Source organism: uncultured Odoribacter sp., assembly GCF_937966165.1.
Taxonomy (GTDB): Bacteria; Bacteroidota; Bacteroidia; order Bacteroidales; family Marinifilaceae; genus Culturomica.
Map to the genome: position 1 here is coordinate 172336 of NZ_CALCLB010000012.1, position 13630 is coordinate 185965.

Below are 13630 nucleotides of genomic sequence, written 5' to 3' on the forward strand. Positions count from 1 at the left end.
GGGAAGGTGCTAAAACTACCGGCTAATGGCTTTATGATACGCCGCCAAAGATTCCTTTTGTTGCAACCATGTCTGAATCAGACTACTATATGACTGAATCCAGGTCACCTGAGCCGACAGAACATCGATAATCGGTAATTTTCCTTCGGTATAACTAAACGTATTTAAATCCAGATTCTCCTCTGCAATTTTACAAGCTTCTTCCGCCACCGTAATCTGCTTGGTATTTTCTGTCAGATTTGTCCAGGCATTACTAATTTCCTTTGTAATCTGATCTTTTGTAATCTGCAAATCGTATTCTGTACTTCTCAACACAGCCCTTTGCCGGTTCACTTCCTTACTTCTGGCCCCCCAGTGAAAAACCGGAATATTAAGGGAAGCAAAAGCAATAGTATTCCACATGGTAGCACCATCCAGATTCAACATCTGGGTTCCCCAGTTTTCTTTCAACCCTATTGACAAAGCAGGCAAATACTTACTTTGAGTCAGTTTAAGCTGTCGCTTTTGGTATTCTACATTCAAACCGGCCATAGCATAATCCGGACGGTTCACAAAAGCGGCTTCCACTCCAATTTGCGGAGGCAAAGGTTGTATCCTATTAATTGAATCTGACACTTCCACCTCAGCTACGGGGGACATTCCCATCAAAACATTCAGATTCTGGAGGGCTATCTGATATTGCTTAAAAGCATTACTTCTCTGTAATTCAGCATCTTTCAGACGGGCTTGTACCTGTAACAAATCTGTCTTACTGATATATCCGTCCTTAAAACGGTCGGTCAAAACCCTTTCCAATTCCTGAATTATATTCACATACTGCTTCATGACAAGATACAAATCCTTTTTCGCTACCGTCGACCAATAATTTATATCAGCAGCATAAACAATATTATCCACGGTCAACTCTTCGGCCTTAACAGCGATATCTCTTTGTATTTCAGCTGCTTTAAAACTATGATGTACAGCTCCTCCACTATATAAATTCTGAGTGAATCCGGCTTCCAGACTATACGTCTCATTTTCCATCGGGATCTTTGTCCCTCCGAAGTCCATATCGTAATCATTGATCCGGTACTGGGCGCTTCCGGAAAAATCCAGTTTCGGGAAGTAAGCAGCCTTAGCCGTTCTCATGGCTTCCTGCATAGCAATACGCTGCTCTGCGCTCTGTTTGATCTGCTGACTATAATCGAGCACTTTCTGCTTATATGCTGTAACTGACAGAACTGTTGGCTGAGCCGATAAAGGTAAAGCCGACAATAAGCAACAACTATATAATACTAATTTTTTCATACTTCTACTCTTTATTTACCATTTCTATTTCAACTTCCGGTATTTCGAAACCTGCCAGACCCTTTATCTATCCGACCGGATTTTATAAAAAATACAATACGTAACCGGTAATACAAACAGGGTTAACATCGTCGCAACAAACAAACCTCCCATAATCGTTGCTGCCATTCCGGCAAACATGGCGTCCCACAACAAAGGCAGCATACCGAGAATCGTCGTTCCGGAAGCCATTGTGACGGGAACAATCCTGCTTTTGGTCGCTTGAATCACGGCCTGAAGGGGTGTAATTCCGCTATTCAGGTCTATACCAATCTGATCCACCAATACAATTGCATTTTTAATATTCATACCGATCAATCCCAGCATCCCCAGCATGGCAAAAAAGTCCATAGATTTTCCAAATCCGATCAATCCCCATACTACACCGATAAAAATCAGGGGTAACATCAGCATAATGACTACCGGACTGCGGTAATTTTTCGGGAACAACAGCAAAAGAGTCAAATAAATCAGTAAAAACATCAGGGGAATATTTTTTCCCAAAGCAGCCATAGAAGTATCGTGCTGATCCTGGTCCCCGAAATATTTCATTTTATATCCTTCCGGTATCTTTACTCCTGCTTTCACGGCTGTCAGCACTTCTTTGAAAGCAGCTATGGCATTTGCGCCCCGTTTGGGTTCACATTGCATCATCAAACAGCGTTCCCGGTTATAACGTTTAATAACGTCATAATCGTATTCCAATTTAAAGTTATCGGTTACCTGTTCTACTTTTACGGATTTTCCTTTTGAACTAAATACAGGCAAAGTCCGGATATCCTGCGGATCTATTGAATTCCTATCCGCTACTTTCATCAAAATAGGCATGAACAAATCGCCCTCCCGGTATTCTCCCAATGCAATCCCGTTAGTAGCAGCCTTTAAAGAATAAGCTACTTGTTGGCGGGTAATTCCCAGCCTCAATCCTTTTTCCTGTGAAAACATCGGTTTCCATACCGGAACGGGAGTTCCCCAACTACTCCTTACCTCCATCACCAAATGGCATTTCCGGGCAATTTCCTTTGCCCGTTCCGTCAAGGCGACCAATGTATCAGCATTCTCTCCGATAAAGCCGATTTCTATCGTAGCATCCGGTACAGGGGAAAGCATAAAAAGAGAGGAACGGGTCAAGACATTGGGATAATTCTTCAGCATGTAATTGTAAAATTCCTCTTCCATAGCCGGTGAGTCCTTAGGATCGTGGGTTTCTACCAATACGTTGGCAAAATTCGGTAGGGGACCAAAAGAAGAACTGGCCAGATAATAACGTATCGGCGACCCTCCCATAGTAACAGAAAAAGACTTCACCTTAGGATTCTGCTTCAGGTATTCCTCAATCTGAAAAACATTCTGTTCTACATCCCGGATCCCATAACCATTCGGAAAAATCAGGTCGGCACGCATATAAGGTTTATTCATTAAAGGGAAAAAACTCTGAGGCATCAGTGCCATTACCACCAAAGAAAATACCAGAATACCGATTACGGAAAACAACGTGATATACCGGTGATGGATCAATTCGGTCAGCATCCGTTCAAACTTATGGTATAACCTGGTATCATAGGGATCTGCTGTCACGGCAGAAGTATTCTCCTTCAGGATAAAATTTCCGAAAGTTGTTGTCTGGGTCAAAGCCAGGACCCAGCTCAGTCCCAAAGAAACAGCCAGTACAATAAACAAAGGTTTTACGATTTCGGCCATTGAATCGGGTGCCATAAACATAGGCAAAAACGAACACACTGCGATAAAAGTGGCCCCCAGTAATCCCCATTGCGGGACAGTAGCTCCCGTAATTAAAGCCTGATAACGGGACATCCCTCTTTTAATACCAATCTGGGCATTATCTGTAACCACAATAGCATTGTCCACCAGCATTCCCATAGCAATAATAAAAGCAGCCAGAGAAGTCCGGTTAAGTCCTACTCCCAGGAACAGCATAATCAGCAAAGTACCGGTTACAGAAAATAGCAAAGAACTTCCGATCAGCATACCTGCACGGGCACCCATGACAATAAAAATAATGGCGATTACAATCAGCAAAGATTCGATCAGATTCAGGATAAAACCGTTATTCGCTTCCTGGGCAATCGTATTTTCCGGATAAATAGAAACCAGATCCATACCTACAGGTATCAATTTCTCAATTTCCCGTAAACGTTCGGCTACTAAATCCCCGACAGCCACGACATCGTCTTCTGCTCCCGAAGCCACTCCAATCCCGATGGCTCTTTTTCCGTCTACCCGCATTAAATTAGAGGGCGGATCCAGATATCCCCTTTCGATGACAGCGATATCTCCTAAACGAACTTCATTTCCCCCTTTTGTTATAATCAGCTGATTGCGGATATCCTCCAAACTTTTATAAGTACCGTCAGCCAGGACTTTCAACTGGTAACTCCCGGCATTAATTTCTCCGGTATTCACCTGCAAATTCTGGGTTTGCAGGATTTGTGCAATGGTATTGGGATCAATACCAAGTGCGGATAATTTCGGCACAGAAAACAATACATTCACCACTTCTGTCTGTTCTCCGAAAAGCTGTACCTTCTGTACCCCCTCAATCGGTGTCAGCTCAGTTTTTATCTTCTGGGCCCAATCCCGTAACTCTTTATACGAAAACCCTTCATCTATCGTCAAGGCATAATAAATCCCGTATACATCCCCGAAATCGTCATTTACTGTAATAGAAGAGGCTCCCTGAGGCAGTTTGGATTGTATATTCAAAACTTTACGCCTGAGTTCATCCCATTTAACAGGCATGCGGCCCCCTTTAATTGTAGGCTTGAGCTCAATTGTAATTTTAGAAAGACCAAAATAAGATTCCGATTTGATCTGTTTCACTTCCGACATGGATTGAATTTCCCGTTCAATGGGTTCTGTCACCAGCTTTTCAACTTCCCGGGAAGTTGCTCCCGGATATTGGGTAATCAGCACAGCCTGTTTAATAACAAAGGGTGCATCTTCTTTTTTAGGCAATTTAAAAAACGAAATGACACCTCCTATCAGCATAATAGCCAAAAAGAAGTAAATCACTTTCGTATGCTCTAACGAATATTTTGGAAGATTCATACGCTGCAATTAATCTGTTAATACATTTACGAACTGTCCGTCAACCAAACGGGTCGTTCCGGCAATTACCACCGTCTCTCCCGCCTGGAGTCCTTCGACGATAATCACCTGATCCCGCTCCAGCAGTCCGCCCTCTTTGACTCTCCGTTTTTCCAGCTTTTGAGTCGCATCCTGATAGACGAAAACATTTAATTCTTTGGTAACCGGATCGGGAAACAGAGCCGTCAAAGGAACCAATACATAATTTTCAAAACCTTCCTGTGTAATTTTTAATATAACCCGGCAAGAAAAGCCCGTAGCTACCTTATAATCTTCCAGATTAAAAGCAGGATCATCCACATACAGAGACACCGGGACACCGGAACCATCCTGGGAAGCTTCTACAAACTCCTTAATTCTGGCCCGGAACAACTTACCTTTATAATTCTCAAATTCAATATAAATCTGAGGACTGGAAAGCAAATATTGCATATTATTTTCGGGAAGAGTAAACCTGACCAGTAACTTATCCGGATTAATCAAACAGACAATTCCTTCCCCTGCCTGCACTTTCTGGTAATTTTCCACATATTTTTTTTGAATAAACCCATCAAAAGGAGCTACCAGCTTTGTCTCTTCGAGCGTATTTTCCGCATTTTCATAAGCAGCTTTTGCATTGGCATAATTGGCCTGGGTAGATTCATAATCCTGACGGGATATGGCTTGTTTACGAATTAAATTTTCAGACCGCTCCATCTGAGACTTCGCCGTCAGGTAAGAAGATTTTTTAGCTTCATATTGTAAACGATAGTCCAGCGGATCAATTTCTGCCACAATTTGTCCTTTTTTTACCCGTTGTCCCTCTTCTACATTCAATACAATCAAAGGACCGGACATTTTAAAAGCGAGATCACTGAACTGATCCGGAGAAACGACTCCACTGAAAGATTTTTCTACCACATTCAAAGGCAATGCTTTTGCTACTTTTACTGAACGGGGACCACTCTCCTTTACTTCCGGTTGCTTACACGACGCTATACACACTGCGCCCACTAACACCAATAAAATTTTACCACGCATCATTTTAAATTATATTATTTATTTCACTTATCCATCCTTCCCTAATGATTCATTTTCTCCACGAATTCTTCTATCTGCTTCAATCCCTTTGGAGTCGCAATTCCCCGCGCGTAATTCAATACAATGGTCTCAAAAACGTCTGTATAGGAAAAACGATTCTTTTCTATTTCTTCTGAATGAATCAATACTTCCAGCTGTACCCGTAATAGTAAAGCCAAAATCCGGGGATTTAATTCTGCCCGGATATACCCTTGCTGAATACTTTTTTCCATGACCTGTACCACCCGTTCCATATCTGCCTCCCGTTTTTTAGCCAAAAAATCTGCAATCTGGGGATGATACTTTTGTAAATCCCGCATATAATTCCGGTTTATTCTTCTGAGAGAATCGGAAATGGATTTATATTCCATCAGATTCAATTCCAGTGGATTTGTAAACTCTCCGGCCAAACGTGCCCGCTCCTCTCCTGCTTTGGTTTCCTGATATTCCAATGTCTTCAATAACAAAGTTTCCTTATCTGTAAATTTTTCATATAAAGTGCGTTTTGAAATACCCATTTCAGCCGCCAGATAATCCATTGTTATCGTTTTAATTCCATGTAAAAGAAATAATTCGGAAGCCTTCGCAATAATTCTTTGTTCTAATTCCGCATACATACCTGTTTATTTAGCGCGGCAAATATAAAGCGAAAACTTTTAAAACCAAAAAAGTTTTCTAATTTTTGCTGAAATAAATTTAAATCTATAAAACCACAAAACCATTTTATTTAAAAAATTCAAATCCATCCTTGTTTTAATTAAAACTCGCGTTTCATACTATTTCAGAAGTAATTGCCGATTCATTCTTTCAAACCGGAAGTTTTTTATAATTTTGTATTCCAAATCATAAGAAAACGAAGCTAAAATGAAAAATATATTCGATGGAATAGCAGAAGTAGGAGAAGAAGAACAATTCGATTTATTGATGAAAGGGACTCATTACCGCATCGACCGTATTGTTTCTTCCGGACACAGTTCTCCTCAGGGATTCTGGTACGATCAGGAAGATGACGAATGGATTCTGTTAGTACAGGGAAAAGCAACACTGGAAGTAGAGGATAAACTCATAGATATGAAAGCGGGCGACTATATGTTTTTGCCCAAAAATTGTAAACACCGCATTGAAAAGACAAGTGTTGAGCCGGTATGTATCTGGCTTTGTTTCTTTTCGATCGAATAAACACCAAGATGAAGCAGAAAGGGAAACGGAAAATCACCCTTCAGGACATTATCCGGATGAACCGGAAACTGAGCCGGGAGGAAGAAATTGCACAACACGGACATCCGTTGCTTCAGCACAGGGTGCATGTATCGAAAAAAGTATACAACCGCAAAAAGATCAAGGCAAAAATAGGGATTGCCTCCGTGGACGAGACTTACATCAATAGCTGATGTAAGTCTCTGTTTTTAGATGTACTGACAGAGTTTAGCATTAAATAAACCTTCTCCGGAGGGAAGTCCTATTCCTGTGCAGGCTGTTACGATGGGTCTTTTGACCGTCAAAACAGTAATCCGAAATGAATGTTAAACTTTATTTTCTATGTCACAATCAATATCAAAGGAAAAGCAAACCCTAAAGACCGAAAAGGATCAAACCTGAAAGGATTATTTTCAAAACCGGTTATGCCCGTATAACCAAAGTGCTGAATATTTCCGGTCCGGCCAGAGATCGGAATGATCAAGCCTTCAAAAACAGTACCTTACCGCAAAAAGAACAAAACCCTGTCCGGGCTAAAGAACCAGTATCATAAAATCACCGAGGATTGGAATTCTGAAAACCGTATCTGGTCGCCGGCTAAATTATCCCCTTGTTTTAATTTGATCGATAGCTTGTACAACTAAAATACTAGTTATATATTTGTATCAAAACCCATACCTCCGTTGCCATGAAAAAGAGTTTCCTCCTATTGATTGCTGCTTTTGTACTGCTTCCGCTGTGTAATACCGCTCAGACCAACCCCATGCTTTGGCCCGTGTCGGAAACGGACTCTCCGACCGATAAATCCGGGGATTTCCGGTCCAGGCTTGGAATTCTCTATACACCGCAAAGTTATATCGGCGGAGAACTGAATTTCGACAATATTTTTATCACTGCACCCGAAGGTACTCCTGTCGTATCGCCTGCGGACGGGATAATCGAGACGTTCGGCCTGACTTATATGTCTTCACTTACCTATCAAATCTACTCACAGATAGATGCCGGAGCCGATGTGGTAAAAGAGATTAATGAATTTGCCAAAAAACTGAAAGACAAGGAAGATCCCCGTTTTATCCATATTACGGTCGGAATCCGGTTGGCCGACGGCCGAAAAATATATCTCAGCGGCCTGAAGAGCGGCAGGGTGTTCAAAACAGGCGAAAAAGTGACACGCGGACAATTGCTCGGTACGGTTTGGTATAGCTATCACAAGGTGAAGGAGCCGTCAATTATACTGAGCATCTCCGATCCCCGCGGGAAATCCGCCGATCCGATGACGCCTTTCGGTATTCCCTCGACCTTTATCGCGCTTGCCGAAATGCCGGCGATCACCGAAATGACCGGGGATCAGGCCCGCGAGGATTTTACAGTGCTGATGGAAGTTCTTCGCGAAGCCTATCCGGGTCTGTACGACGTACTGACACCCGAAGAGCTGGAAGAGTTCTGCCACAAGACGCTTGCGTCGTTTCCCGAGAAAATGCCGATACGCGATTTTTATTATGCCATGAAACGTACGGTGGGCACGCTTCACGACAGCCATTTATACCTCTATCCGCTTGAAAGCGAACGCCAACGCCGGAGCATAGACCTGCCGGAGATATACTTCGGATGGGTAGACAGCGCGATGATTGCCGTTCGCACGACAAAACCCTATGCCGCCTATTACGGCCGCCGCATCCGTTCAGTCGATGGAATTCCCGCCGACTCACTTCCAGGGATGGTAATTCCGTATATTGGAAGATACGACTGCAAAGTGCAGAGTCTAAAAAACTATTTCCTCGCCCTGAGTCTTTCGAATCTCTATTTCGACGTCGTTCCCCAAGCGTCGCGTAAATGTGATGTAACCCTCGAATTCGAGGATGGCGAGAAACTGTCACTCAAGGGCTGGACTTATAAAGGAGGAGGGGATACCCGGGGACTGGGACCCAACTGGACCGGTTTCATGCGGATCAATTACTATCCTAAAGATAACTTCGCCCTCAGACAATTCGACGATTCGACAGCCTATATCGGACTTTCAACCTTCCAGTTGAACCGTACCGAGATCGATTCAATCGCTTCGTTCATCCGCTCCATAGCCGACAAACCAAACCTGATTTTCGACGTGCGCAACAACGGCGGCGGCGAAGTGAAAGTAGTCAACGAGTTATTGTCCTATTTTACCGACAAGCCTTACGTGAAGCTGAACAGCTATCAGATGGTTCCCAAGCAGGGCCATTACAAATCATTCGTTCATTGCATGAATTATATGGCCGATCAGGATATTTTTGCCATTTATCAGCCCGAAGAAGGACGCGAGGGCTTTTATTCCTATGAGGATACTGAAATTCTGCCCGATACTACGACCCATTACGGAGGCCGGCTTTACGTGCTTATCAACGAGAATTCATGCTCCGCCGCGACGATATTCCCCGCGATGATCCTTCGCAATCACCGGGGCATGATCGTGGGACGCGAAACGGCCACGGCTTACCACTTTATGAACGCGCTGAAATTCGCCGATATCCGCCTGCCCCATTCGTGGCTTACGGTACGCGTGCCCTTGGTGCGCTGTGTTTTTGACACGACCGGAAATCCCCGTATTCCCTACGGGCGCGGGGTGCTTCCGGATCATGAAATAACTCTTTCGCTCGACGAGATCTATTCCGTGCGGGGCGACTCGATCCTCAACTATACGCTCGCACTCATTGAGCGGGGCGAATACCTCGGTGAGGATCCGTTCGCCGTAACCGAACGTCCGGCCTGCCACTGCCAGCTATTTGCTTTGATCGCAGCGGTTATCGTTTTCATGGGAGGATTGTTCTGGTTCCTGCGCAGAAAAAAATAGTCCTGAAATTCGAACGGCCTTATTTTTTTCTGATCTTCCTATCCAAAATCCTGGCAATTACGTATATTCAAAACACTTTATAAAAAAAAGTCAAAGAATAGTTAAGATACAACTGAAATGATACATTTTCTGAAAAGTACAATTTTCAAATTATTACTGGCAGTTTTTATCGGTATTTTCCTGGGATTTGTAGTAGGAGAAGGTTTTATGAACGTAGTAGTGACGGTCAAATACATACTCGGACAACTCATTTTCTTTATGGTCCCTTTAATTATTTTGGGGTTTGTTTCTTCTTCCATTGCAAAAATGAAAGGAAACGCTTCCGGTATGTTGGGAAGTGCTTTGGGTTTAGCATACCTGTCCTCTGTAGGGGCTGCTTTTTTTGCGATGTTTCTGGGATACTGGCTGATTCCGCTGCTTTCTATAAAACCGGCAACCGAGGGCCTGAAAGAAATTCCAGCTTTGGTATTCCGGCTGGATATACCACCGGTCATGAGTGTCATGACAGCCTTGGTGCTTTCAGTAATGATCGGTCTGGCAACCGTTTGGACAAAATCCGGATTGTTTGTTACTTTATTAGACCATTTTCAAAAAATGGTATTATTATTAATCAACCGGATTTTAATTCCTGTCCTTCCTTTTTTTATTGCGGCCAATTTCTGTGCACTCAGTTACGAAGGAGCGATCACCCGGCAATTACCCATATTTATAGGGGTCATGGGCATTGTACTGATAGCCCATTTTATCTGGCTGACCTTTCTTTATCTTATGGCAGGAGCCTTCAGCCGTAAAAATCCATGGCAGGTTTTAAAATACTACGGACCAGCTTACTTCACAGCCGTAGGGACGATGTCTTCAGCTGCTACGCTGGCAGTAGCCTTAAAGTGCGCCCGGAAAAGTCCGGTACTGAAAGGAGAAGTAGTAGACTTTGCCATCCCTCTCTTTTCCAATGTACATCTTTGTGGTTCTATCCTGACCGAGGTATTTTTCGTTATGACGGTTTCGCTTTTATTGTACGGCACTCTTCCGGCTATGTCTGTAATGGTAGTATTTATTTTACTATTGGGTATATTTGCCATCGGAGCCCCGGGTGTTCCGGGAGGTACTGTAATCGCCTCACTGGGAATCGTTATTTCAGTACTGGGTTTTAATGAAGCCGGTACAGCCCTGCTACTCACCATCTTTGCCTTGCAAGACAGCTTCGGAACAGCCTGTAATATCACCGGAGACGGGGCCTTAACCCTTATATTGACAAAAATTGAAAGCAAACTGGAAATAAAAACTCAGCAAAAAACAGAAAACATCGGATCCTGACTTTTCCATGCTCCCTTCGCTGTTTGGCATTATTTTTGCATATCTCAAGTATTTTTAATAAAATTAAAATATTGATGATATGAATTTATTTCCTTTAAAGCTGAAATCTATGCTGGCAATAGGGTGCGGATTTTTTTTCATCCTCCCGCTAAAGGCCCAGACTGAAATCATAGAACCGATTGAATACGGGGATATGGACCGTTGGATGGTAAGGGAAGTAAAAGAATCCTTTATTATCGGAGGGAACACCAAATATCTGTATGAATTGACAACAGGGGATACTTTAAAAAACAATACGCCTTATAAAAACACGGATTCTCCCTGGGGAACTTCCTCCGTAATGGCCCGGGTGAGCGGGGTAGTTAAAACGAGTATTACGGTCTTCCCCGAAGCACGCGGGGAAGGATATTGTGCCCGCCTGGAAACCCGGATGGAACATTGTAAAGTACTGGGCTTATTTAATATACGGGTCGTTGCCGGTGGAACTATTTTTCTTGGAGAAATGGTAGAACCGATAACAGATACTAAAAACCCCCAGGGCAAGCTGATCAGTGGTATTCCTTTTACCAAACGGCCTCAGGCTTTGACATACGATTACAAAGTCGTTACCGGAGGATTGCGTACCTATGCCTCCGGTTTTGGGAAACCGGAATCCCGTACAGACCGTGATATGGCGGAAACCTGCCTATTACTGCAACATCGATGGGAAGATGAAGAGGGAAACGTTTTTGCCAAAAGAGTAGGTACAGCCTGGGAATGTTTTGAGCAATCCGTGACAGAATGGCAAAACGGGCACCGGTTGCCGATACGTTACGGAGACATCTCCTCCTCCTCTTTTTACAAACCTTATATGGGACTGATAAACGGGGAAGGCGTCTATTATACACGGAACAGTAAAGGGAAAATGGTCCCTATTCAGGAAATCGGTTGGGCAGAACCCGAAGAAGCCGTTACCCATATCGTTCTCCGTATTTCTTCCAGTAACGGAGGAGCTTATATCGGCAGCATAGACAGTAAATTCTGGGTCGATAATGTCGGATTAGTCTATGAAAAAGAAGATCAGATTAAGTAGAACAGAACCGGAAACGAGGAACCTTACCTAAAAAATACTTTGCCGGAAACAAACTTGTATTGAAAAGTTTATTTCCGGCAAAATAACAAAAGGGAATCTTTAAAACCGATTATTCTACGATAGTTACACGGTTAAGTGGGTTGCTATCAAACAAATCGGATACGCCGCCTTTCGCTTCTACTTTCAGCTGACTCGGATTTACGCCGAAATCTTTTGTCAACACGTTAAATACATTTTCAGCCCGTTTCCGGCTCAGTTGCATATTGAATTCCGGGGTTCCGGTAGCCTTATCTGCATAACCTACAATTGTATATTGCTTGTTCGGGTTTTGTTTAATCTGGTCGGCCAGGTATTTCAGGTTTACTTTATCTTTTGCCGTAATATTGGCTTTGTTGATAGTGAAGAAGATAGCGCGGGGAGCTACTACAACTTCTTTTTCCACTTTCACTTCCCGTTTCAGGTTTTTCACTTCATTCAATTCAGCCCGCAAATCACGGTTATAAGCTTGCTGTTGAGCCAATGCAGCACGGGTTTCTTCCAATTGCTGGGCTGTTGCTGCCAAAGCAATGTCTTCGGCCATTACCACCGGAGCTACACTGCGTTCGAAATGGCGTTGATTGAATTTGTAAGTAAAACCAGCTGTCACGGCTACGATACCATTTGCTCTTTTACCTCCGGACTCTCCTGAGAATTTATTTCTGAAAACAGAACCCTTAATTTCTATATTCAAATCAAAAGCATCTGACAAACGCATTTTATTAATCAAACCGGCATTTACGGTAAGTTCATTGTTATCAGCAGCCCGGCAGGCATGCATAATTCCAAAACCGATATAAGGTACAGCCTCATAAAAACGATCGACACGATATCCTCCTATCCAGTTGGATAAATTGATCAGGATATCGCCATGAACATTAAACTGTTGCCAGCTTTGTTTATAAAGGCCATTGTGATTTGGTCCTCCCTTCACATACATATTATTCGGGTCGTGCGTGAAACCTTTCAGTCTGAATCCACTTGCCTGAGCCCGTAAACCCAACGAGGGCATAAACCATTTACCTACAGAAAAGTCAAAAGCAGGTGCAATCCGTTTTCCAAACTTACCTCTTGCATCAGTTTGTCCGAAATACACTTGAGCGCCAGCTCCTATGGAAATAAACCAGTTATCCCAAAAACGATTGGTCACATATCCGCTCCAGCCGGTGTTCTTTTCCTGTACGACTATTTCTGTTCTTTCCTGTGCGAACGACAATAACGGTGTCGACGCAATAATTAACAGCATTACGAATGTTTTTTTCATCTCTCTTCTTTAATTTAGTTTTCAATTATAACGTTACTTCCGAATTAATGGTTTCTTTCCAAAGAACATTTTTTACAGATATAGTACGGGTGAAAAAAAGATTTGTTCGGATTATTGGCTTCTGAAAATTATTTTCTTCCTTTCTTCAGTTGCCCTATATCTTTACAAAGAATAAGATTTTTTATATATCTATTTGACTAACAGTATATATTAAAAAAACACAAGGTACTTCCACCTGCAAATTTTAACACTTAAATAAAAAAAAGAAATTTTATGTTTAATATGGTTTTTTGATGATTCCGCTTTTCAAACTTCTGTTTTAAGAGCCGGTTCTCACTTATTACAGAAACGGATAAAGCTTTGTTTTTGGAAAAAGAAATGAAGCGATCAGCAAGTCGCCTGAAGGGCAACCTTCCAAACCAAA

General features: G+C 42.7%; 10 protein-coding genes. 5 read left to right on the forward strand and 5 right to left on the reverse strand.

The genetic code is table 11. The features are described from left to right. Positions 1–15 precede the first annotated feature (15 nt). From Q0465_RS04560 to Q0465_RS04575, 4 genes are all read right to left on the reverse strand, one after another. A complete protein-coding gene (locus Q0465_RS04560; RefSeq protein WP_298613434.1) occupies positions 16–1290 on the reverse strand; it encodes a TolC family protein in 1275 nt (424 codons plus the stop codon). A gap of 63 nt (positions 1291–1353) precedes the next feature. Next, entirely contained in the window at positions 1354–4398 is a 3045-nt protein-coding gene (locus Q0465_RS04565) for an efflux RND transporter permease subunit (RefSeq protein WP_298613437.1), read from the reverse strand. A gap of 9 nt (positions 4399–4407) precedes the next feature. Next, positions 4408–5457 carry an efflux RND transporter periplasmic adaptor subunit gene (locus Q0465_RS04570; protein ID WP_298613970.1) on the reverse strand — a complete coding sequence of 350 codons (1050 nt, stop codon included), beginning with the start codon at positions 5455–5457 and terminating at the stop codon, positions 4408–4410. 41 nt (positions 5458–5498) lie between these two features. After that, a complete protein-coding gene (locus tag Q0465_RS04575) occupies positions 5499–6113 on the reverse strand; it encodes a TetR/AcrR family transcriptional regulator (RefSeq protein ID WP_298613440.1) in 615 nt (204 codons plus the stop codon). Between the two features lie 247 nt (positions 6114–6360). Between Q0465_RS04575 and Q0465_RS04580 the strand changes: the two genes are divergently transcribed. From Q0465_RS04580 to Q0465_RS04600, 5 genes are all read left to right on the forward strand, one after another. After that, on the forward strand, positions 6361–6675 hold the full coding sequence (locus tag Q0465_RS04580; RefSeq protein WP_298613443.1) for a cupin domain-containing protein: 315 nt from the start codon (positions 6361–6363) through the stop codon (positions 6673–6675). Positions 6676–6683: 8 nt separating this feature from the next. Further along, the gene (locus Q0465_RS04585) at positions 6684–6887 is read left to right on the forward strand and encodes a hypothetical protein (protein WP_298613446.1); all 204 of its coding nucleotides are present in this window, start codon (positions 6684–6686) and stop codon (positions 6885–6887) included. A gap of 494 nt (positions 6888–7381) precedes the next feature. Then, the gene (locus tag Q0465_RS04590) at positions 7382–9520 is read left to right on the forward strand and encodes a S41 family peptidase (RefSeq protein ID WP_298613448.1); all 2139 of its coding nucleotides are present in this window, start codon (positions 7382–7384) and stop codon (positions 9518–9520) included. A gap of 117 nt (positions 9521–9637) precedes the next feature. Continuing rightward, a complete protein-coding gene (locus Q0465_RS04595; protein ID WP_298613451.1) occupies positions 9638–10834 on the forward strand; it encodes a dicarboxylate/amino acid:cation symporter in 1197 nt (398 codons plus the stop codon). Positions 10835–10913: 79 nt separating this feature from the next. Next, the gene (locus tag Q0465_RS04600) at positions 10914–11906 is read left to right on the forward strand and encodes a PCMD domain-containing protein (RefSeq protein WP_298613454.1); all 993 of its coding nucleotides are present in this window, start codon (positions 10914–10916) and stop codon (positions 11904–11906) included. 109 nt (positions 11907–12015) lie between these two features. Here Q0465_RS04600 and Q0465_RS04605 read toward each other — a convergent pair whose 3' ends face one another. After that, a complete protein-coding gene (locus Q0465_RS04605) occupies positions 12016–13206 on the reverse strand; it encodes an OmpA family protein (RefSeq protein ID WP_298613456.1) in 1191 nt (396 codons plus the stop codon). Positions 13207–13630 lie beyond the last annotated feature (424 nt).

Bases quoted from the DNA above. Each gene is read 5' to 3' on its own strand.
- Q0465_RS04560 (WP_298613434.1), bottom strand. From the start codon at position 1,290: ATGAAAAAATTAGTATTATATAGTTGTTGCTTATTGTCGGCTTTACCT.
- Q0465_RS04565 (WP_298613437.1), bottom strand. From the start codon at position 4,398: ATGAATCTTCCAAAATATTCGTTAGAGCATACGAAAGTGATTTACTTC.
- Q0465_RS04570 (WP_298613970.1), bottom strand. From the start codon at position 5,457: ATGCGTGGTAAAATTTTATTGGTGTTAGTGGGCGCAGTGTGTATAGCG.
- Q0465_RS04575 (WP_298613440.1), bottom strand. From the start codon at position 6,113: ATGTATGCGGAATTAGAACAAAGAATTATTGCGAAGGCTTCCGAATTA.
- Q0465_RS04580 (WP_298613443.1), top strand. From the start codon at position 6,361: ATGAAAAATATATTCGATGGAATAGCAGAAGTAGGAGAAGAAGAACAA.
- Q0465_RS04585 (WP_298613446.1), top strand. From the start codon at position 6,684: ATGAAGCAGAAAGGGAAACGGAAAATCACCCTTCAGGACATTATCCGG.
- Q0465_RS04590 (WP_298613448.1), top strand. From the start codon at position 7,382: ATGAAAAAGAGTTTCCTCCTATTGATTGCTGCTTTTGTACTGCTTCCG.
- Q0465_RS04595 (WP_298613451.1), top strand. From the start codon at position 9,638: ATGATACATTTTCTGAAAAGTACAATTTTCAAATTATTACTGGCAGTT.
- Q0465_RS04600 (WP_298613454.1), top strand. From the start codon at position 10,914: ATGAATTTATTTCCTTTAAAGCTGAAATCTATGCTGGCAATAGGGTGC.
- Q0465_RS04605 (WP_298613456.1), bottom strand. From the start codon at position 13,206: ATGAAAAAAACATTCGTAATGCTGTTAATTATTGCGTCGACACCGTTA.